The 19,843-nt window shown below is 36.5% G+C and carries 23 protein-coding genes; 17 read left to right on the top strand and 6 right to left on the bottom strand.

Annotated elements, in window-relative coordinates; genetic code table 11:
• Positions 1 to 50: 50 nt before the first annotated feature.
• Both GILLI_RS16455 and GILLI_RS16450 read left to right on the top strand, forming a co-directional pair.
• Positions 51 to 719 carry a ZIP family metal transporter gene (locus tag GILLI_RS16455; RefSeq protein WP_006990255.1) on the top strand — a complete coding sequence of 223 codons (669 nt, stop codon included), beginning with the start codon at positions 51 to 53 and terminating at the stop codon, positions 717 to 719.
• Between the two features lie 2 nt (positions 720 to 721).
• The gene (locus tag GILLI_RS16450; RefSeq protein ID WP_006990254.1) at positions 722 to 1,150 is read left to right on the top strand and encodes a DUF4268 domain-containing protein; all 429 of its coding nucleotides are present in this window, start codon (positions 722 to 724) and stop codon (positions 1,148 to 1,150) included.
• Positions 1,151 to 1,489: 339 nt separating this feature from the next.
• Here the strand turns inward: GILLI_RS16450 and GILLI_RS16445 are convergent, their stop codons facing one another.
• Entirely contained in the window at positions 1,490 to 2,797 is a 1,308-nt protein-coding gene (locus tag GILLI_RS16445) for an NAD(P)/FAD-dependent oxidoreductase (protein ID WP_006990253.1), read from the bottom strand.
• Positions 2,798 to 3,027: 230 nt separating this feature from the next.
• Here GILLI_RS16445 and GILLI_RS16440 point away from each other — a divergent pair, with 230 nt between their 5' ends.
• The 3 genes from GILLI_RS16440 to GILLI_RS16430 all read left to right on the top strand — a co-directional run bounded on the left by GILLI_RS16440 (position 3,028) and on the right by GILLI_RS16430 (position 5,256).
• A complete protein-coding gene (locus GILLI_RS16440) occupies positions 3,028 to 3,522 on the top strand; it encodes an RNA polymerase sigma factor (protein ID WP_006990252.1) in 495 nt (164 codons plus the stop codon).
• A gap of 5 nt (positions 3,523 to 3,527) precedes the next feature.
• The gene (locus GILLI_RS16435) at positions 3,528 to 4,166 is read left to right on the top strand and encodes a hypothetical protein (protein ID WP_006990251.1); all 639 of its coding nucleotides are present in this window, start codon (positions 3,528 to 3,530) and stop codon (positions 4,164 to 4,166) included.
• 163 nt (positions 4,167 to 4,329) lie between these two features.
• A complete protein-coding gene (locus GILLI_RS16430; RefSeq protein WP_006990250.1) occupies positions 4,330 to 5,256 on the top strand; it encodes a sterol desaturase family protein in 927 nt (308 codons plus the stop codon).
• A gap of 73 nt (positions 5,257 to 5,329) precedes the next feature.
• On the opposite strand, the gene GILLI_RS16425 is transcribed toward GILLI_RS16430, so the two are convergent.
• Positions 5,330 to 6,133, bottom strand: coding sequence for a lysophospholipid acyltransferase family protein (locus GILLI_RS16425; RefSeq protein WP_006990249.1), 804 nt, complete (start codon positions 6,131 to 6,133; stop codon positions 5,330 to 5,332).
• A 62-nt stretch (positions 6,134 to 6,195) separates the two neighbouring features.
• Complete coding sequence (locus GILLI_RS16420) at positions 6,196 to 6,837, bottom strand: NUDIX hydrolase (RefSeq protein WP_006990248.1); 642 nt, start codon at positions 6,835 to 6,837, stop codon at positions 6,196 to 6,198.
• On the opposite strand from GILLI_RS16420, the gene GILLI_RS16415 reads away from it, so the two are divergent.
• The gene (locus tag GILLI_RS16415) at positions 6,836 to 7,576 is read left to right on the top strand and encodes a peptidylprolyl isomerase (RefSeq protein ID WP_006990247.1); all 741 of its coding nucleotides are present in this window, start codon (positions 6,836 to 6,838) and stop codon (positions 7,574 to 7,576) included. The two genes, GILLI_RS16420 and GILLI_RS16415, sit on opposite strands and share 2 nt — an antisense overlap.
• A 2-nt stretch (positions 7,577 to 7,578) precedes the next feature.
• Here GILLI_RS16415 and GILLI_RS16410 read toward each other — a convergent pair whose 3' ends face one another.
• Complete coding sequence (locus tag GILLI_RS16410) at positions 7,579 to 8,292, bottom strand: RDD family protein (protein WP_006990246.1); 714 nt, start codon at positions 8,290 to 8,292, stop codon at positions 7,579 to 7,581.
• 35 nt (positions 8,293 to 8,327) lie between these two features.
• Here GILLI_RS16410 and GILLI_RS16405 point away from each other — a divergent pair, with 35 nt between their 5' ends.
• The 8 genes from GILLI_RS16405 (at position 8,328) to GILLI_RS16370 (ending at position 16,073) form a co-directional block, all read left to right on the top strand.
• On the top strand, positions 8,328 to 9,311 hold the full coding sequence (locus GILLI_RS16405) for a stage II sporulation protein M (RefSeq protein ID WP_006990245.1): 984 nt from the start codon (positions 8,328 to 8,330) through the stop codon (positions 9,309 to 9,311).
• Positions 9,286 to 10,137, top strand: a complete 852-nt coding sequence (locus GILLI_RS16400; protein ID WP_006990244.1) for a hypothetical protein — start codon at positions 9,286 to 9,288, stop codon at positions 10,135 to 10,137. The genes GILLI_RS16405 and GILLI_RS16400 overlap by 26 nt, the downstream gene beginning before the upstream one ends.
• Positions 10,138 to 10,141: 4 nt before the next feature.
• A complete protein-coding gene (locus tag GILLI_RS16395) occupies positions 10,142 to 10,903 on the top strand; it encodes a DUF4129 domain-containing protein (protein ID WP_006990243.1) in 762 nt (253 codons plus the stop codon).
• Positions 10,896 to 12,098 (top strand): DUF4350 domain-containing protein, encoded by a 1,203-nt coding sequence (locus GILLI_RS16390; RefSeq protein WP_006990242.1) that lies wholly within the window; start codon positions 10,896 to 10,898, stop codon positions 12,096 to 12,098. The genes GILLI_RS16395 and GILLI_RS16390 overlap by 8 nt, the downstream gene beginning before the upstream one ends.
• Complete coding sequence (locus GILLI_RS16385) at positions 12,091 to 13,089, top strand: AAA family ATPase (RefSeq protein ID WP_006990241.1); 999 nt, start codon at positions 12,091 to 12,093, stop codon at positions 13,087 to 13,089. Before GILLI_RS16390 ends, GILLI_RS16385 begins: the two co-directional genes overlap by 8 nt.
• The gene (locus tag GILLI_RS16380) at positions 13,090 to 14,418 is read left to right on the top strand and encodes a DUF58 domain-containing protein (protein WP_006990240.1); all 1,329 of its coding nucleotides are present in this window, start codon (positions 13,090 to 13,092) and stop codon (positions 14,416 to 14,418) included.
• Positions 14,419 to 14,610: 192 nt separating this feature from the next.
• Positions 14,611 to 15,033 (top strand): DUF2141 domain-containing protein, encoded by a 423-nt coding sequence (locus GILLI_RS16375; RefSeq protein ID WP_006990239.1) that lies wholly within the window; start codon positions 14,611 to 14,613, stop codon positions 15,031 to 15,033.
• A gap of 83 nt (positions 15,034 to 15,116) precedes the next feature.
• Positions 15,117 to 16,073, top strand: a complete 957-nt coding sequence (locus tag GILLI_RS16370; protein WP_006990238.1) for a LysR family transcriptional regulator — start codon at positions 15,117 to 15,119, stop codon at positions 16,071 to 16,073.
• Between the two features lie 23 nt (positions 16,074 to 16,096).
• Here GILLI_RS16370 and GILLI_RS18965 read toward each other — a convergent pair whose 3' ends face one another.
• The gene (locus GILLI_RS18965) at positions 16,097 to 16,291 is read right to left on the bottom strand and encodes a hypothetical protein (protein WP_006990237.1); all 195 of its coding nucleotides are present in this window, start codon (positions 16,289 to 16,291) and stop codon (positions 16,097 to 16,099) included.
• 341 nt (positions 16,292 to 16,632) lie between these two features.
• Positions 16,633 to 17,085, bottom strand: a complete 453-nt coding sequence (locus GILLI_RS16360; protein ID WP_006990236.1) for a DUF4442 domain-containing protein — start codon at positions 17,083 to 17,085, stop codon at positions 16,633 to 16,635.
• Positions 17,086 to 17,232: 147 nt separating this feature from the next.
• On the opposite strand from GILLI_RS16360, the gene GILLI_RS16355 reads away from it, so the two are divergent.
• Genes GILLI_RS16355 through GILLI_RS16345 form a run of 3 tightly spaced genes read left to right on the top strand, consistent with a single transcriptional unit; the run spans position 17,233 to position 19,842 of the window.
• Positions 17,233 to 17,757 (top strand): DUF4870 domain-containing protein, encoded by a 525-nt coding sequence (locus GILLI_RS16355; protein ID WP_006990235.1) that lies wholly within the window; start codon positions 17,233 to 17,235, stop codon positions 17,755 to 17,757.
• Positions 17,754 to 18,098 carry a PadR family transcriptional regulator gene (locus GILLI_RS16350; RefSeq protein WP_006990234.1) on the top strand — a complete coding sequence of 115 codons (345 nt, stop codon included), beginning with the start codon at positions 17,754 to 17,756 and terminating at the stop codon, positions 18,096 to 18,098. The genes GILLI_RS16355 and GILLI_RS16350 overlap by 4 nt, the downstream gene beginning before the upstream one ends.
• A complete protein-coding gene (locus GILLI_RS16345) occupies positions 18,091 to 19,842 on the top strand; it encodes a PspC domain-containing protein (protein WP_006990233.1) in 1,752 nt (583 codons plus the stop codon). Before GILLI_RS16350 ends, GILLI_RS16345 begins: the two co-directional genes overlap by 8 nt.
• Position 19,843: the final 1 nt, after the last annotated feature.

The raw sequence follows: 19,843 nt of genomic DNA, 5'->3' as shown, positions 1-19,843 counted from the left end.
TTAAAGAATTTCAACCTAATTGGCTCATTAAGTTTCAATCACTATAATTCATGATCTATATTTTTCCGTTACTGGCCGTACTCATCGGTTTTATAATTTCTTTATTTCTAAAACCCTCCTCTTCCAAAGGCTTTCAGTTTCTACTTTCCTTCAGCGGTGCCTACCTCCTTTCTGTTACCGTATTTGAACTTTTTCCGGAAGTCTATCGATCTGGAAACGAACAGGTAGGAATTTTCATAATGATGGGGCTTTTACTTCAGATAATTCTAGAATTCATTTCAAAAGGTGTTGAGCATGGACATATGCACCTGGATAAAAAGACCAATAAATTCCCTTTGCTGTTATTGATAAGCTTAAGTATTCATTCTCTTCTGGAAGGTTTCCCGCTGGAGCAAAGCGAACATTTACTTCACGGTGTGGTAATTCACAAAATACCGGTAGCTGCAATTTTATCTGCTTTTCTTTTAAATTCAAAAATTGGAAAACCAAAGGCCATCCTTTTTCTGGCAATATTTGGCATTATGACTCCGCTGGGGAGTTGGTTGCAGGCAAATTTCCAGGAAATTAGTTCTTACGGAACCTATATCAATGCAGTCGTAATAGGAATATTTCTTCATGTTTCCACCACAATCCTATTTGAAGCCTCTAAAAATCATTCTTTCAATGCTACCAAACTAGGGGTAATCATTTTCGGGATCGCTTTGGCTTATTTTTTATAGGAATGTTCAGCAAGGAAGAATCAAAAAATATCAGAGAGGAATTCTGGACGGGTTTTGGGAAAGCGTATTCCAAAAAATGGATCCTTTATGATACGAAGATGAAAGAGCTTCAGCTTAAATTTAGCTTTGACAATAGAACGGCAAAGGTCTCTATGGACATTTCTTCAAGGGATGAACTTATTCGTGCTTATTATTTTGAAAAGATCACAGTGCTAAAAACCATCCTCCACAGCGAATATTTGCCGGATGCTACTTTTGCGGAATCCTTTCTTCTTCCTGAAGGGAAAACAATTTCAAGCATTTTTGTGGAATTGAAAAATGTCAATATCCATAATAAAAAGCATTGGCCAACTGTAAATAAGTTCTTTTATTACAAGATGAACCAGATGGAAGCCTTTTTTCTGGAATATGAAACGTATATAAATGATTAGGAGTTTTTGATATTCCTGTTTAAATTAAGAAAGGTTTGCCCTTTTTAAGAACAAACCTTCCATCAACCAACCAAAAAAAATCAAATAACAATCAAAACTTGATCAGTGAACATTGGGGCAGAAAAGATCTTCATATTTAATTTGGCTAAAAAAACAAATCAAACCTTCTTACAAAAAATTTTCACCTTAAAGCATTACATGATTGCACTCTACTTTATTTACGGAAAATAAACCGATCCGGTTTTCATTCCTTTGATATTTAACATTCTATACTGAAATATTTAAGCCTTCTGGCATTTTTATAGGTGACTAAAGCCGAATAAAGATTGGAAATGTTTACTAAACCTTTTTTTGATTGGTCTCCATCGCCTTTTTAAAGCCTTTGAAAGGCCTTATAATAAGTCTTGCCGCTTTATCATAATTGATATAATTATACACCCAGTTAAAGAAGGTAACAAACCTGTTTCGGAATCCAATTAAAAACCATAAATGGATAAACATCCAGATATACCAGGCAAAAAATCCACCAAATTTAAATTTCCCAATATCTACCACCGCACGGTTTCTTCCAACGGTAGCCATAGATCCTTTATCGAAATATTCAAAAGGTTTCAGGTTTTCTCCTTTTAAAAGTCGGGAAAAGTTTTTGGCAAGATGACTTCCTTGCTGAATTGCAGGTTGTGCAACCATAGGATGTCCTCTTGGGTAGTCTCCACTTTGCATAATGGCGATATCCCCAATGGCAAAAATATTCTCATATCCATTAACCTGGTTAAAGGTGTTCACGTGATATCTATTGGCCTTTTCAATCATTGCTGAAGCATTCAACCCCGCAACCGGAGCCCCGGTAACTCCGGCAGACCAGATAAAGGTTTCAGATCTCAGTTCAAGATTGGTATTGGTTTTTACCAGGTGACCATCATAACTTTCAACCATCGTATTAAGGTGGATTTTCACGCCTAATTCCTCCAGGAATTTATGTGCACTTTTGGATGCTTTTTCACTCATAGGAGGTAATACCCGGTCAAGCCCCTCAAGTAAGTGGATTTGCATCTCATCAGAAGCAATATCTGGATAATCCTCAGGAACTACATTATTCCGCAATTCGGCAATGGCACCGCTTAATTCTACTCCTGTAGGACCGGCACCGGCCAGCACAAAATTCAAGAGCGACTTTCTTTTTTCAGGATCTTCTGTAATTACAGCCTGTTCCAGGTTTTCAAGTATCAAACTCCTAATATTTAAAGCCTGCGGAACGGTTTTCATCCACATGGCATGTTCTTCTATACTTTTATTTCCGAAGAAATTCGTTTTAGAGCCGGTGGCAATAACCAGGTAATCATACTTTAGATCGCCAATATCGGAATGGACCATATTAAGTTCAGCATCAATTCCTGTTACTTCCCCCATTCTAAAATAGCCTCCGGTATGAAGTCTTGTAATTTTACGTAAAGGATACGCTATTGAATCCGGTTCAAGGCCGGAGGTGGAAACCTGGTATAACAGTGGCTGAAACGTATGGTAATTGTGCCTGTCCAGCAAAACGGTTTGCACCGGTAGTTTTAATAATTTTTGAGCAAGGGAAATGCCTGCAAATCCACCTCCTATAATCACAACCCGTGGCAACTCTGTTTCAGGAATGTTCATTGTTGTTTTTTTTTTAAAGTTAACACTTCGATTTCATAAGAAAAATTGGGAAAATACTAAAGTTAGTTAAATTATTACCCAGGCATCTTTGAAGACGGATTAGTTTTAACTGCAAATTTTAATAGAGTCTTAAATCATCATTTCATAGATAAAAACCAACCAACATATTTTTTCGCACATTTGTAACAAAGCAATATAAGTTAAGACTAATGATTTACTAGCCAAATTTAGTGGATAAAGAACTCGAACATCAGTTTGTAACCAACCTGGAGCAGAATCAGAATATTGTGCACAAAATTTGCCGGATCTACACAAACGATCAGGCAGCGCACAACGATTTGTTTCAGGAGATTAGCATTCAGCTTTGGAAAGCCTATCCAAAGTTTAGGGGGGACGCCAAATTTAGTACCTGGATGTATCGGGTTGCTTTAAATACAGCAATAACCTTATACCGAAAGAAAAAACGGGGAATACAAACAATAGATTATGATTCTGTTCATTTCAGGATAAAAGCTGAAGAATATGATGGGGAAGCAGAAAAACAATTAACCTTATTATACAGTGCTGTAAAGGAATTAAATGATATCGACAAAGCACTTGTCTTTTTATATCTCGAAGACAAAAATTATAAAGAAATCTCAGAAACCCTTGGTATTAGCGAGGTGAATGCGAGAGTGAAAATGAACAGAGTAAAGACAAAGCTAAAAAAAATATTAAATCCGTAAAAGGTATGGATGAATTAGAAATTTTAAAAAAAGACTGGAAAAAACAGGGGGAAAATTATCCCCGGCTAAGTTATGAAGAGATTAGTAAGATGATTTGGAAACGATCTTCTTCTATAGTAAAATGGATCTTCGTAATAAGCATTCTGGAATTTTTGTTCTGGGCAATTTTAAATATTTTTCTTGCAGATGAAGCGTATTGGAAGGAAATGGAACTTATTAACCTTAAGGAATTTACCATAGTTGTGTATATCGTAGGCTATGCTATCACCTTCTATTTCATCTGGCAGTTTTATAGAAATTATATCAAAATTTCATCTACGGATGATTCCGCAACATTGATGAAAAACATATTAAAAACCAGAAAAACGGTTAAATATTATATTGGATATGTAATTATATCTACTGCCGTAACTTCACTTGTTTATTTATATTTCACATTTAATTATCACATTAAAAATGCTGTTCCAGAAGAAGCGGCATCGTATGAATTTGATTTTAACCAATGGCTCTTATTTATAGGAATGACGACTATAGTAATACTTATTTTCCTGGGTATTATATGGTTATTTTACCGGCTTCTATATGGAATTCTTTTGAAGCGTCTTTCCAAGAATTACAAAGAATTGATGAAACTTCAGGTTTAAGAAATTATGTGACCCCAATTTAAAATTATTTTAAATTGGGGTGTTTAAAGATTATAACCACAATCTTACTATTTTCAATTAACAACATTTAAGGATTTTACTTGTTCTTTATTCGTTAGTTTTGTAAAAAAGCCAAAATTGCTGGCATTAAAACAAAAGAAAAATGGATTTCACAAATCCTCTTGTATATGGGGTGCCTTGTTTTTTAGGACTTATCCTATTAGAACTTACATATAGCAAAACCCATCATAAAAAAGACCTGTACAACTGGAAAGATTTAACATCAAGTCTTTCTCTGGGAATAGGTTCTGCTGTAATCGCAGCACTTATTAAAACGGTATCTGCAATACTTATCTTCAATTATGTTTACGAGCTTTTCAATCCGATAGTTTCCGGAGTACGCACCAATATAATGGGATGGGAATCTTTTGGGTATGTTTGGTATGTTTGGTTATTATGCATGCTTTTAGACGATTATACCTATTATTGGTTTCACCGTCAAAATCATATGGTGCGCTTTCTTTGGGCAGCTCATATCGTACACCATTCTTCAGATAATTTTAACCTTGGGACAGCAGTTCGAAATGGTTGGTTTACCATATTATATAAACCATTCTTTTATGTTTGGATCGTGATGATAGGCTTTCCGCCGGAAATGCTTGTGGTATGCCTGGGAATTGAAGCTTTATGGCAATTTCAGTTACATAGCCAGTACATTCCGAAAATGGGAATTATAGAACGCTTCTTAAATACTCATACCATGCATCAGGTACACCACGCTAAAAATTTGGATTATATGGATAAAAACCACGGTGGATTCTTAAACGTTTTCGATAGAATTTTTGGAACCTGGAAAGAACTCGATCCTGAGATAGAAATAGAATATGGAGTTTCAACACCGCCAAACTCTTACAACCTATGGGTTATCTTAACCCACGAATATAAAAACATTTGGGAGGACACTAAAAAATCAAAAAATTGGCGACATAAATTTATGTATATTTTTGGTGAGCCGGGATGGAGTCATGATGGAAGCACCCTAACGGTAAAGCAAATGCGAAAAGCCCTGAAAGAAGAAGAAGCCGTATAGCTTTTGTTTTAAAATTTTAGTGTTAAGTAAGTTTTTGGTTGGATTTCCTTAGCTACCTGAATTGTAACGTTTTTTAATATTCCCATTTCCGTTTTTCATTAAGGTCTTCCATATCCTCAATGACTTCCCGCGGAATTACCTTTAAAAATGAAGTATGTTGTTCTATGGCATATTCTAGTTTTTCCACGATTTCTTCAATAGTCTCATTTTCATAATCTATTTCAAGAGGAGGTTTTATTTGAAAAGATTGAAGGATACCTCTTTTCTTAATCCGAATTCCTTTTTTATCAAAAGAGCGACGAAAACCATCTATAACTATAGGAATTACAATGGGTTTATGATTTTTTATGATGTGTGCGGTCCCTTTTCTAATGGGCTTAAAAGGTTTTGTTGTTCCTTGCGGGAAGGTGATTACCCAACCGTCTTTCAAAGCAATTCCAATCTTTTCGGTATCATTTAAATTAATCTCCCTATGAACATCTTTTCCTTTGGATCTCCAGGAACGTTCAACACTTACCGCACCGCCATACGCCATTATTCTTGTTAGCAAGCCTGCCTGCATGGTTTCCTTTGCAGCAACATAATAGATGTTCAATTTTGGATTCCATATATAGCCAATGTTTTTTATAGAATCTACACGGCCACTTAAACTAGCATTAAAAACATGGAACATCGCGGTAACATCTGCAAAATAGGTTTGATGGTTGGAAACAAAAAGCACATTGGTATCCGGAAGATTCTTAATGATTTCCGATCCTTCAATTTGCAATTCATTAAAGCCACGGAAACGTCTATGGGTCATTAATCCGAAAAACCGAATCAGCCACTTTTTAAGAATAAGAATATGTCCAAACGGATTTCTTTTTAACAATCCCATTTATAGTCGTTTGATTAAAATTGCATACCTCTCAAAAAAGAGCACAATATAAAAAATTCCCATTAAAGAACTTTCTTAAGCAGTACCTTCAATTCGTTTAACATCATTGCCGTTGCGCCCCAAACTATATGTCCGTTTAAATTAAATGCGGGTACCTGTATGTTCTTTGCATAAGAGGTATTAAGCGTTTCCGTGATCATGTTATTCTCATCCAGAAAATGATCAATATCTATCTCCAGGATTTGTTCCACTTCGCTTTCCTGGGCAACCAGATAAGGGGTTTTTTTCATCATTCCCACATAAGGATGAACCCAAAAATTGCTGGGTGGGATATATAACTTTGTTAGTTTTTTTATCACCTCGACCTCCTGCATTGGTATTCCTACTTCTTCTTCGGTTTCTCTTAACGCCGTTTGCTTTAAATTTTTATCAAAAAGCTCTACTCTTCCGCCCGGGAAACCAACCTGATTGGAATGTACTCCTTTATAGGTTTTCCTTAAGATTAAGACAAGATGTGTGTTTTCCTTTTTGTCCGGATAAAAAACAGCCATTACACCTGCTTTATTAGGCTTTCTGGCTTCAATATCCAAATTCGCCAATTCCTTCACCCTAATTATTGGCGCCAATTTATAATGAGCTTCCTCCCCCGGAAGAGCAATTTTTTTTAAATTTGGCATTTTATACCTAAAATCAGAGAATTTCATGACCAGATATTTTTTACTCTTTTCGAGCGTGTTATTTCTGTTTTTTGCAAGTTGTGAAGATACGCAAAAATCAAAGAATATTAATACGAATACTACTATAAGCAGGGACGAAACAGAAAAAGATTCCGCGATAATCAAGAAGATCCAGGAAGATAAAGAGCAAGAAAAGAAACTTGTGATAAATGAGGAACCTATGCTGGTGCAGGAAGAATTAATGCCTTTTCTAATGCAATATGGAAAGGAAAATCCAGAAAACCGGGTTAGAATAAAAACACGTTTTGGAGACATTGAAGTTATGCTGTATCAGGATACGCCCTTACATAGGGGTAATTTTTTGTTTTTGACAAAACAAGGTTATTTTGATGGCACTTATTTTCACAGGGTAGCAGAAGGCTTTGTGATACAAGGAGGAAATTCAGATAACCGCGAAACCAGTATCAAAAGAAACAATATTGGGTCTTATCTTATTCCAAGTGAGTTTGAAGCCGGGCATCGCCATACCCGGGGTGCATTTTCGGCAGCAAAATACGCCGAACAAAATGTGAGTAAGGCGTCTTCTCCTTTTGAATTTTTTATCGTGCAAAGCGAGCGGGGTGCTCATCATCTTGATAATGACCATACAGTTTTTGGAAGGGTTACCAAAGGTATGGATGTAGTAGACAGCATTAACAAACAACCTGTGGGCGAAGGGGAATGGCCAATGCAAAATGTGAAAATGGAGGTTGAAATTATAGAATAAGCCTATTGCTGAGTGTAATAATTGAAATCCTTGAGTATGTTCTTCACAAAATCTGATGGAGACTCCTGTGGTTCAACTTCCAGCAATTCTGAAATTTTATTTGAAAGGGATAAAATCACCTTATGGTTTCCGTCCCTTCTTGCATTTTGATATAAACTCTTAATGTTTTGGACATCTTTATCTTTTAATAGGGTAACCTGAGGGTATTTCGGGATATAATTTTCAGGAAGATCAACCATTAAAGTTTGTGATAAACCAATCTGTTTTTTTTCTGAGATTACTGTGGTACCGGCTGCCATATCTCCCAGTCTTTGACCTTTTCCGTTTAAAAGGATAGTTACCACAGCAATACTTCCGCTTGCCAATGTGATATCGATTAATCTCAATAACCACCGGACTAAATATTGACTAAACCGTGGACGTGAACCATCCAGTTTTACAACTCTAATATTTAAAGCAGCCTTTCCGAGTGTCCTCCCATTATTAAAGGATTCAAATAATAAATAATATAAAAATATAGGCAAACCTATGATCAAATAATAAACCCAAAGATCTCCTCCCTCCATTCCAAGGCCTGCAATAGCCAAAGATGTTAGTATTCCATATGCCACGAGTAAAAACGTATCTACCAAAAAAGCGAGTATCCTGTCGCCTATTCCTGCAACCTTTTGTTGAATCCCAATATTTTGGGCGGTTTCTATTTGAAAATTGTCCATTAAATACGTTTCTTTGAGAGATATAAAAACTACCAATGCGCGAGGCGGCTTTCGTGAAGCAAAATAAGGATAAATGGTTGGAATTTGAAAGGGAGCTTGGCACAAAAACCACCATTCCTCCCAAAAAAATTTCTGAACTCTATCTTGAAGTTACAGATGATCTTAGTTATGCTCAAACATTCTATCCTGGAAGCAATACCGCTATTTATCTAAACGATCTTGCTGCACAGGCTCACCAAAAAATTTATACCAATAAAAAGGAACCCGGAAACTTCCTGTGGAAATTTTATGCTGAAGATTTTCCTAAAATGTTCTATCGCTTTCAGAAGCAATTGTTGTTAAGCTTTATAATATTTGCTGTTTTTGTGACTGTTGGCGCATTTTCTGCCTCCAGTGATGCTTCGTTTGTTCGGGCTATCTTAGGAGACGCCTACGTGAATATGACGCTGGAAAACATCGAAAAGAACGATCCTATGGCGGTTTACAAACAAATGGGCGAACTTGATATGTTCCTTGGCATCACTATCAATAATATTCGGGTGGCTTTAACTGCCTTTACGCTAGGGATTTTAGCAGGTCTAGGAACCGCTTTTGTCTTGATGCAGAACGCGATCATGTTAGGCTCTTTTCAATATTTCTTTTACCAAAACGGAATGCTGTGGGAATCTGCCAGAACAATCTGGATTCACGGAACCATAGAGATCTCCGTAATCATTATCGCCGGATGTGCCGGCTTGGTGGTGGGAAAAAGCATCCTGTTCCCACAAACATTTACCAGGCTTACTTCCTTTGTTAAGGGGGTGAAAAACGGATTGAAAATCGTGATTAGTACGATTCCGTTTTTTATTGTAGCAGGATTTCTGGAAGGATTTGTAACCAGGTTAACCTGGATGCCAGATTGGCTGGCCATTGTGATCATTGGTTTATCATTGCTCAGCATTCTGTTTTATTATGTGTATTATCCAATTTATTTGAACAAAAAAGAAAATTTAAATGCAAAACAATTACATTCAGTTTAAACAAAAAAGAGAGCTGGGAGAAATCATCAATGCTACTTTTAAATTTATAAGGGAAAATTATAAAACTCTTTTTAAATATTTAGTAAGTCTGGTAGGGCCATCTTTTATTTTGCTGGTTGCGGCCTTGTCTTATTACACCTATTCGGTTCCGGCAAGTATTTTGCAATCAATGGATTTTTCCTCAGGTGATTTCATCATTGCTTTCTCCGTACTTGCTTTAACCTTATTGATTTATTACTCCTACCTGTACGCCACCATTTATCATTATATAAAATCCTATATGAAGCATGATGGAGAAACGGACGAAACTGAGATTAGATCTGGTGTGAAAAACGACTTTGGAAGGCTGCTCATTCTCTTTCTTGTTTCTGCCATCCTAATGTTCGCAGGATTTATCCTGTTTGTGATCCCGGGAATTTATCTTTTCGTACCACTTAGCATCGTGAGTGCTATCATGATATTTAAACAAACCAATTTAACCGATACTATTTCTTATGCTTTTACACTCATAAAAGATAATTGGTGGATGACCTTTATAACGATCATTGTAACGGGATTGCTGGTTTATGTCATTGGCCTGGTATTTCAAATTCCGCTAATCGTTTACACTTTAGTGAAAATGATGACCATGGTGCAGGAAGGATCCGCGGCAGAAATGGCCTCGTATTCAGATTGGGTTTTAATCGTGCTTCAGGTTCTCGCATCCCTTATTCAATACATACTTTACTCCATAAGCGTTATTGTAATTGCATTTATTTATTTCAGTTTAAACGAAGAGAAAAACCTTACCGGTACCTTCGAACAAATTGACAACCTGGGAAAATGATCTTATGAAATTTGCTCCGGTCTTATTCTTAGTACTTTTCTTTTGTTCGTCTTTTGGCTGGACACAGGATTCGCTTTCCGGTAGCCAAAAAAAGATTAATTATGATACCAGCAGCAGCCTTGAACCTCTAGAGTTTGAAGAGCAGCAAATAAGTGAATATAAAAACGACAAAGCTTTTGATTATCTAAATGCTGCAGAAAAGGACACCTGGTGGACCCGTTTAAAAGACTGGGTGAACATGAGGTATCATCAGATTTTAGACTGGTTATTTGGCGATTATGAAGCCAACTCTATCCTCGCTTTTTTCTTGAATTTGCTGCCATATATATTGATAATAGCAATTATAGCTTTTGCCGTTTGGCTTTTTATCCGGTTGAATCCCGGGAATTATCTTTTAGCAGATCCAGAAGAGGCCCAGGTATTTCTTAGCGAAGAGGAAAAAATCATCAAATCTGAAAATATTTCCGATCTCATTGAGCAGGCGATCCGCGAGGGAGATTATAGACTCGCAGTTCGTTATTATTACCTCCAATTACTGCGGCAACTCAATGCGCAAGAATTGATACAATATGAATTTCAAAAAACTGATACCGAATATTTAAATGAACTGAAAAAGGAAGATTTCAGGCCGGAACTTAAAAAACTTATGCGGATTTATGATTTTATTTGGTACGGTAGTTTCCCCATTTCTGAAAATGACTTCAAAAAAACACAACGATTTTTTCAGGATTTCCAAACTTCACTAAAAACCATTCAAAATGAGTAGAAGTTTGAAATTAGCTTTTGGAGCTTTCCTCCTTTTGGTGCTTTTCTTAACCTATCTGGAAGCTTCTCAACCAGAACCTGTGAATTGGACTCCAAGCTACCTGGAAACCGATAAAATTGCACTGGGAAGTTTTATTCTGTTCGATTCCTGGACGAAAAATACGGAAACAACTATTGAAAAAGTAAGAATTCCTCCCTTTGAATTTCTGGACAAAGATCCTCAGGGAACCTATTTCTTCCTGAATAACACAGTGGTTTTTGATGATAGTGAACTTAAAAAACTCTTAAACTGGGTGTCTCAAGGAAACTCAGTTTTCATTTCTGCGGGATATCTTGGTAAGAATTTGCTGGATACGCTCAACATGAAAGCCACTACCTACAGCGGGATGGAAAATTTCGTTTCCAGACCCGGGCTTAATTTTGTTCATCCTAAATTAAAAAACGATAAAGATTATAAATTCAGTTATGATCTGGAATCACTTTATTTCAGCAAAATAGACACTTTAAATCAATTGGTTTTAGGAACCTCCCGGTATAACAGTGATGATTCTGAAAAACAGAAAATAAACTTTGTAAAGTCCCAATTTGGGGATGGCGAAATCTTGTTACATTCCAATCCGCAGGCATTGGCAAACTACTTTTTACTTACCAACGATAACTATCATTATGCGGAAGGGGTTTTAGCTTATCTAAAGCGGGATGAAAAAGTTTACTGGGATTCGTATTACAAATCCGGTAAAGCCTACGCTACTTCCCCGCTATATATTTTACTTGGGAATAAGGCTTTAAAGTGGGCTTATTACATTGCAATTGCAGGCTGTATCTTATTTATAATTTTTGAAGGCAAAAGAAAACAACGTGCCATTCCGGTGGTAGATCCCTTAAAAAATCAAACCTATGAATATTCCAAAACCATAGCCGATCTTTACCTGGAGCAAAAAGAATTTAAAGCACTTGCCCAAAAACAAATCAAACATTTTTATGATTATATTCGAACAAGGTATAGAATTGATACTTCCCTGGAATCTGAACATTTCTATTCGGAATTAGCCCTAAAAAGCGAACATACCCAAACCAAAACAGAGGCACTTTTTCAAAAATTCAGGGAGCTATCCAAAAAAACTCAAATAACAAAACAAGAATTACAGGATCTTAATACTATGATTCAATCCTATAAAAACTCAAAAAATGAATAACGAAACTTCTGAAAATCCTGAAATAAATTTTGACAACCGCATTCCACTGGAAGACCTTAAAAGTGCAGTAATAGATCTAAAGTCTCAATTGGGAAAAGTGATTATTGGACAGGAAAATTTTATAGAACTGTTAATCGCCGCACTTTTGGCAAACGGACATGTATTGATCGAGGGTGTTCCCGGAGTGGCAAAAACTATTACCGCAAAACTTTTTGCCAAAACCCTGAAAACCGATTTTAGCAGAATCCAGTTTACACCAGATCTAATGCCCAGTGATGTTTTGGGAACTTCTGTACTGAGTTCAAAAACATCCGATTTTGAATTTAAACCGGGTCCAATTTTTTCCAATATCGTGCTAATAGATGAGATAAACCGCGCACCCGCAAAAACTCAGGCTGCCTTATTCGAAGTCATGGAAGAGCGCCAAATTACCATAGATGGAAAGAAATACCTGATGCCTCCACCATTTATGGTTCTGGCAACTCAAAACCCGATAGAACAGGAAGGAACCTATGCCCTGCCAGAGGCACAACTGGATAGATTCCTTTTTAAAATAAAAGTGAATTATCCTACTCCTTTGGAAGAAGTACAAATCCTGCAATCTCATCACGAACGAAAAGGAGCTGCACCCGAAGAAGGAATTATCGCGGTACTAACTCCTGAAAAACTACTTGAACTTCAAAAACAAATCCAGGGTGTCTTGGTAGAAGAAAAATTGCTTAATTACATTGCGCAACTGGTAATTAAAACAAGGAATCACCCGCATTTATATCTGGGAGCTTCTCCAAGGGCTTCTATTGCCGTGATGAATGCTTCCAAAGCAATGGCAGCAATCCAGGGAAGGGATTTTTTGATTCCTGAAGATATTAAGAAAGTCCTGGTTCCAGTTCTTGCTCACCGGGTGATACTTTCTCCTGAAAAAGAAATGGAAGGGATCACACCAGAAAATGTGATCGATCTTATTGCCAACACCATAGAAATCCCCAGATAAGTGAATTTTATAAAATCGATCTATTTTCAGCAACGGGTATTTTGGGCCATTTTTGGAATTGCAGGATTGTTCCTGTTTTCCTTCTGGATCCCGCAGTTGTATGCCGTCACCTGGATATTATTGATCTTATTGCTTTTTGCGATCCTTCTGGATACCATGATTTTATTCTCTAAAAATGGCCTGAGCGCACAACGTATACTTTCTGAAAAATTCTCTAATTCAGATCAAAATCCGGTAACTATTCAAATTCAGAATAAATATAGGTTTAAGGTTTACCTCGAAATAATAGACGAACTTCCTGTTCAATTTCAAAAACGTGATTTTCTCAAGAAAACTGAAGTTGGCTCGAATTCCAATACCGAGTTTCAGTATTATGTTCGTCCGGTGGAGCGTGGTGAATATTTCTTCGGAAAACTGAACCTTTTTGTTTCCAACAAATTGAAATTGGTGAAGAAACGACTCATTTTTGATGAAGACCAAATGGTAAAAGTCTATCCATCTATTATTCAGATGCGGAAATATGATTTCCTGGCCATCGATAAAAGATTAAAGCAACCGGGAGTAAAAAAAATTAGGAGGATAGGACATACCCAGGATTTTGAACAGATCAAGGAATATGTGTTGGGAGATGATGTACGAAGTATCAACTGGAAGGCAACAGCCAAACAAGCCGGATTGATGGTGAATCAATATCAGGATGAAAAAGCTCAACCTGTTTATTCCGTCATAGATACCGGAAGATTAATGAAAATGCCTTTTAACAGCCTTAGTTTACTTGATTATTCTATTAACAGCAGCCTTGCTTTTTCCAATGTCGCTTTGCAGAAAAAGGATAAAGTAGGACTGCTTTCTTTTTCAAACAAGATAGGAAGCCTTATTCCCGCCAGCGCTAAAAAAACCCAACTCAACCTTATCCTGAATAATCTTTATAATATTAAAACCAAATTTCGCGATTCAGATTTTGGTTTGCTGTATACCGTCGTTAAAAGACAGCTTACCCATCGCAGTTTGCTAATGGTTTATACCAATTTTGAACATATGAATGCCTTAAACAGGCAACTTCCCTATTTGAAAGCACTTTCTAAAAAGCATATCGTAGTGGTGATTTTCTTTGAAAATACCGAGCTGGAAAAAGCGATTCATCGCAAAACCGATAATTTACCGGAACTGGCCCATCAAATTATTGCAGAAGATTTTAACTACGAAAAAAGATTGATGTCTAAAACACTTCAACAACACGGGATTCAAGCCGTTTTAACCCGTCCGGAAGAACTCACCGTAAACACCATTAATAAATATCTCGAAATAAAAGCCCGGGGGATCTTGTAGGTAGAATGACCAGTAGCTTAACCTTCAAATAAGTCACAATTAAGAATATTTTGCATAAAATCTATTTTCACTGTGTTAGATTTGATTTCCTGAAAATGTGATTCTTATGAAAGGAGCATAACGGGAGCACGGTTCAAACACCCATGGAGATATGCGAATTGCGTAGACCTCTTTAACAAAAAATAGCTAAAGATGAAAAAATGGATTCTTATTATGACCTTGTTTGTTTGTGTATTTGCCTATTCTCAAACCGAAAACACCTCCACAGTTACCGTGAATGTAAATAATCTATCCACCGATGAAGGATTTTTGCTAATAGGAATTTATACCGAAAAGATCTTTATGAAATCTACCCCCAAATATACTGCTAAAGGGGAGATTAAAAATGGAAGCTCCACTATAACCTTTGAGGGAATTCCTCCAGGAAGCTATGCAATATCAGGTTTTCATGATCTAAATGGAAATAATAAAATGGATTTTCAACCTACGGGAAAACCAGGTGAACCTTATGGAATATCCAAAAATAACATAAATCCAAATGGCCCGCCTATTTGGGAAGATTCAAAATTTGAAGTGTCCGGAGTACCGGTAGAGATGGAAATAAAGTTTCTGTAATAAGCTATAGATGAATTATTTATTTTTTGACATTCAAATAGAAAAAATCAATACATTTGTAAATTGCAAATTAAATCTGATTTATGACAATTACCCAATTACAGTATGTATTAGCAGTTGCTGAACATCAAAATTTCACAAAAGCAGCTCTAAAAGTTTTTGTAACCCAGCCTACCTTGAGTATGCAAATTCAAAAGCTTGAGGACGAATTGGGCGTTCGTATTTTTGACCGGAGTAAAAAGCCTATTCAGCTTACCGAAACCGGACGGAAAATTGTTAATCAGGCTCGAAATATTGTAAATGAAAGCGATAGAATTCAGGATATTGTAGATCAGCAAAAAGGTTTCATAGGCGGCACATTCAGGATTGGGATAATTCCTACGGTAATGCCAACGCTATTACCTATGTTCCTGAATAACTTTATCAAAAAATATCCAAAAGTCAAACTTAACATCGAAGAACTTAATACAGATACTATTATTGAGCGACTTAAGGAAGGACATCTGGATGCCGCAATTGCGGCTACCCCATTAGAAATGGAAAACATCAAGGAACAGGTTTTATATTATGAACCTTTTGTGGCCTATATTCCACAAAGCCACCGACTTTCAAAACTTGAGAAGTTAAAAATAGAAGATCTTGATATCGATGATATTTTATTGCTTGAGGATGGTCATTGTTTCAAGGATGGAATTCTAAATTTATGTAAAACGTCCAAAAAATCAAATGACGACCATTTTCAACTGGAGAGCGGAAGTTTTGAAACCCTTGTTAAACTTGCCAATGAAGGATTAGGAATGACATTGCTTCCTTATTTACATACCCTGGATTTGAATGAAAATGAAAAGAAAAATTTAAAAATGTTTCAGGAACCTGTACCTGCAAGGGAGGTAAGCCTTATCTACAATAAGAGCGAACTTAAAATTCACATCATAGAGGCTCTTAAAAACACAATCTCCGGAGTGGTAAAGGGCGCAATTGCTTTTCAAAATGTGAAAATTATAAGTCCCTTAAGTCAAAATAAATCTAAAAAAAAATAAGCGGCTTTTGAGCCGCTTATTTTTTAGTTTAAATATATTAGACATTGATTTAATTCTGGGTTCTGTCTGGTTAATGAAACAATCCAGATCTTTAATTCCTCAATTTCATGAGGAAGCAAACGTTGAATTGCTTTTTTTACTTCTTTACAGAAAAGAACCGCATCAAAACTAACCTTATGCAAGATAGTTTTGGTGTATTCAAACATCGCTCTCGCCATAATTTGAAATTTTTTTAGGTTATTGAATGATTAGTTTATAAGAGTAGAAATAAATCAATAGGCTTTATTTTAAGAACTGTTTAAATATAGTAAAAAAATTCATATTCCTGACCTATTTAATCAACTATTACGGTTTACCCTTTATCATTTATATCGATAAAGGAAGTTCAAAATCTAATCTATCCGCCATCCTAAAATTAACAGCTTCAGTAATAATAGCTTCCATTGGACCCATTTCGAGCACTAGATATCGCATTTCTTCACCCTGAATTTGATAATCTATTTCATTTACATTTTTTGATTTTTATTTTTTGAAAAACCTTAATGATGCCATTTCGTGATTATTTTTTCCTGATCGTCCATTCAAATTCAAAAGTGGATACTTCAATTCCTTCTTCATTAGTTCCTATAGACTTCATCCAGAAGGTTTGTCCTTCTCCCGTTGAGATTGTTTTGGCAATAGCATCTTTAATCAAATTACCATCACCGCACACGAAACGGATCTTCCCGGTTGCTTTTTTGGTAAAAACAGCCTTATTTTGGGCTACCAACATGGAAATCTTCTCCCCGCTTTCCCGAATATGTCCCATTACCAAAGCACCAGTACTTAATTCGGCTGCCATGGCCTGGACTGCAAAATAAAGGGAGTTGAAGGGATTTTGATTGATCCATTTGTGTTTTACCCCAACCTCACAGCTCGTCCCACTAATTTTTTTTACACGCACCCCGCTAATCCAGGCACTTGGAAGTTTAAATATTAAAAATTTATTGAGTTTTCCCGGAGTTAAATCCATAAGTATGATCGTATTTTTTCTAAAAGTATTCAAATTTTAGAACATACCGAAATGTTAAACTTTTCATAAAATTTAAATATATACAGTACTTTGCTTTGCATAATACCTTCTTAAAGATATATATTTGTATAATAAAAACAAAAAAAGATGAACTCACAATCTACAAATCCAGATAAAACTATAGCAGCACTCATCCATGTCGCTGCGTTTTCAAAATATATTATTCCCCTTGGGAATTTTATACTTCCACTAATTTTATGGACTGCAAAGAAGAATGATCCATTTGTAGACGAACATGGAAAACAGGCGCTAAATTTTCAGATCAGTATTTTTCTATATTTCATTTTACTGGTTTGTCTTGGAATATCAGGAATCGTTTTTCTGGGAGTAAATTTCACTTTTCAGGAACCTTTTATCTTTTCACCAGATTTCATTCGGATTGGAGATCTGGGAAAAGCCCTGCCTCTTTTATTTTTTATAGGCTTTATAGGAATCCTTTTACTGGCATTGTTCATTCTGGAAATTGTTTGCGTCATCACCGCAACTGTTAAAGCCAGTGAAGGACAGTCATACAAATATCCTTTAACCATTAATTTCATCACTCCAATTCCGCTTGGGGATCATCAATCAAAAAATGAACAGTTTAACAACACTCAAAACCAAACGCTATGAACATTGAAAACACCAAGGCGCAAATGCGAAAGGGCGTGCTGGAATACTGCATCCTCTCTGTCCTAAGAGATAATGATGCCTATGTAGCAGAAATCCTCGATACGCTTAAAGACGCAAAATTACTGGTAGTAGAAGGCACTATTTATCCCCTGCTCACCCGATTAAAAAATGCAGGTTTGCTCAACTATCGCTGGGAAGAATCCACCGGAGGGCCACCAAGAAAATATTACGGATTAACAGATACCGGAAAGGATTTTCTAAAAGAACTTACTCATACCTGGGATGAGTTACAAACCGCAGTAGCTATAGTAACCACACAAAAAAATAAGAATCATGAATAAGACAGTCAATATAAATCTTGCAGGCATTTTCTTTCATATTGATGAAGATGCTTTTACCAAATTGCAACATTATCTGGAAGCGATTAAACGCTCATTAACCAATGCTCAGGGCCGGGAGGAAATTTTAGCAGATATAGAAGCCCGAATCGCTGAATTATTCAGTGAAAAAACAAAAACCGATCGCCAGGTAATAAGCATCCGGGAAGTAGAAGAAGTGATAGCCATTATGGGTCAGCCGGAAGACTATATGCTGGATGAGGAAATCTTTGAGGATGAACCATCCTATACACGCTCTAAAATATCAGGAAAACAACTGTTTCGGGATACCGATCATTCCTACGTGGGCGGGGTTTCTTCAGGATTAGGTCACTATCTTGGTATCCAGTCCATCTGGGTGCGATTGCTTTGGATCATACTTACCCTTGCTTCAAGTGGGGCCTTTATCCTTATCTATATCGCACTCTGGATCTTTGTTCCCGAAGCTAAAACCACTGCCGACAAACTTTCTATGCGCGGCGAAGAGGTTAACATCACCAATATTGAAAGAAAAATAAGAGAGGGTTTTGATGATGTTAGCGGAAGAGTTCGTAGTGTAGATTATGAAAAATACGGAAATCAGGCCAGGACCGGAGCTTCTTCGGCAGCCAAGGGAGTTGGATCCGGAATCCTGTTTTTACTTAATATCTTTGTAAAATTAATAGGAATCCTTATTCTCCTAATAGCAGGTACTACCTTAATTGGACTCTTTATTGCTCTTTTCACCGTGGGAACCTTCGGCATAATTGATGCGCCCTGGACAGACTATATTGAAATGGCAGGAATAGGTGCCCCACTATGGGCAATCTCCTTACTAACATTCTTTGCTGTTGGGATACCATTTTTCTTCCTGTTCATCCTGGGATTGAAAATTCTGGTGAGAAAATTAAAATCAATTGGAACTCCTGCAAAACTAGTATTGTTAGGACTTTGGTTACTTTCAATAATAGGCCTTGCTGTTCTGGGAATCAAACAAGCAACGCAGCGGGCTTTTGAGGGGGAAGTAGTAATTACAGAAGTCTTGCCTATTACCCCACAGGATACGCTTTATCTGGCGATGAAATATAATCCCGATTATTCTTCCGGAGCCTATAAAACAGATTTGAAGCTGAAATTTGATGAGGAAGATAACAAGATAATGTATTCAACCGATGTTCGGCTGGTTGTTAAATCTACCAAAGATTCTACAGGAAGAATTGAGATCATAAAAACCGCAGATGGAAGTGATTATAAAGATGCAAAACAACGTGCGGAGAACATTAGGTACAATACCAGTTTTTTAGGAAATGAGTTATTCCTCGATTCTTATTTAACCGCTAATACCAATGATTATCACAGAGACCAGGAAGTAAGGATCGTAGTATATCTGCCGGAAGGATCCACACTCTATGCCGATGAAAATATAGCTTCCTTTCACCGCTCTTCTGATTATTATGGCAACATTTTAAATTATGACCAGGAAGGGAATTATTTAAAGATCGCTGAAAATTCTACCCTCTGTGAAAGCTGTCCGCAAACTGAAAATGACAACTGGGATGAGGATTCCTGGGATAATGAAGATGAGTTTGATGGAACTATCGATTTTGAAGGAGGAGATTCAACAGATAATGTGAAAATACGAATCAATGGGAAGGGAATAAACATAAATAAGGATGGAACAGAGAAAATACGGATTAATAGGGACGGGATAGAAATTCAAAAAAATTAAA

This window comes from Gillisia limnaea DSM 15749 (assembly GCF_000243235.1).
In the GTDB taxonomy this organism is placed as follows: Bacteria; Bacteroidota; Bacteroidia; order Flavobacteriales; family Flavobacteriaceae; genus Gillisia; species Gillisia limnaea.
This window is presented reverse-complemented; position numbering and strand designations above follow the sequence as displayed.

Coding starts and splice junctions, on each gene's coding strand:
- GILLI_RS16455 (WP_006990255.1), top strand. CDS start 51: ATGATCTATATTTTTCCGTTACTGGCCGTACTCATCGGTTTTATAATT.
- GILLI_RS16450 (WP_006990254.1), top strand. CDS start 722: ATGTTCAGCAAGGAAGAATCAAAAAATATCAGAGAGGAATTCTGGACG.
- GILLI_RS16445 (WP_006990253.1), bottom strand. CDS start 2,797: ATGAACATTCCTGAAACAGAGTTGCCACGGGTTGTGATTATAGGAGGT.
- GILLI_RS16435 (WP_006990251.1), top strand. CDS start 3,528: ATGGATGAATTAGAAATTTTAAAAAAAGACTGGAAAAAACAGGGGGAA.
- GILLI_RS16430 (WP_006990250.1), top strand. CDS start 4,330: ATGGATTTCACAAATCCTCTTGTATATGGGGTGCCTTGTTTTTTAGGA.
- GILLI_RS16425 (WP_006990249.1), bottom strand. CDS start 6,133: ATGGGATTGTTAAAAAGAAATCCGTTTGGACATATTCTTATTCTTAAA.
- GILLI_RS16415 (WP_006990247.1), top strand. CDS start 6,836: ATGACCAGATATTTTTTACTCTTTTCGAGCGTGTTATTTCTGTTTTTT.
- GILLI_RS16420 (WP_006990248.1), bottom strand. CDS start 6,837: ATGAAATTCTCTGATTTTAGGTATAAAATGCCAAATTTAAAAAAAATT.
- GILLI_RS16410 (WP_006990246.1), bottom strand. CDS start 8,292: ATGGACAATTTTCAAATAGAAACCGCCCAAAATATTGGGATTCAACAA.
- GILLI_RS16405 (WP_006990245.1), top strand. CDS start 8,328: ATGCGCGAGGCGGCTTTCGTGAAGCAAAATAAGGATAAATGGTTGGAA.
- GILLI_RS16400 (WP_006990244.1), top strand. CDS start 9,286: ATGCAAAACAATTACATTCAGTTTAAACAAAAAAGAGAGCTGGGAGAA.
- GILLI_RS16395 (WP_006990243.1), top strand. CDS start 10,142: ATGAAATTTGCTCCGGTCTTATTCTTAGTACTTTTCTTTTGTTCGTCT.
- GILLI_RS16390 (WP_006990242.1), top strand. CDS start 10,896: ATGAGTAGAAGTTTGAAATTAGCTTTTGGAGCTTTCCTCCTTTTGGTG.
- GILLI_RS16385 (WP_006990241.1), top strand. CDS start 12,091: ATGAATAACGAAACTTCTGAAAATCCTGAAATAAATTTTGACAACCGC.
- GILLI_RS16375 (WP_006990239.1), top strand. CDS start 14,611: ATGAAAAAATGGATTCTTATTATGACCTTGTTTGTTTGTGTATTTGCC.
- GILLI_RS16370 (WP_006990238.1), top strand. CDS start 15,117: ATGACAATTACCCAATTACAGTATGTATTAGCAGTTGCTGAACATCAA.
- GILLI_RS18965 (WP_006990237.1), bottom strand. CDS start 16,291: ATGGCGAGAGCGATGTTTGAATACACCAAAACTATCTTGCATAAGGTT.
- GILLI_RS16360 (WP_006990236.1), bottom strand. CDS start 17,085: ATGGATTTAACTCCGGGAAAACTCAATAAATTTTTAATATTTAAACTT.
- GILLI_RS16355 (WP_006990235.1), top strand. CDS start 17,233: ATGAACTCACAATCTACAAATCCAGATAAAACTATAGCAGCACTCATC.
- GILLI_RS16350 (WP_006990234.1), top strand. CDS start 17,754: ATGAACATTGAAAACACCAAGGCGCAAATGCGAAAGGGCGTGCTGGAA.
- GILLI_RS16345 (WP_006990233.1), top strand. CDS start 18,091: ATGAATAAGACAGTCAATATAAATCTTGCAGGCATTTTCTTTCATATT.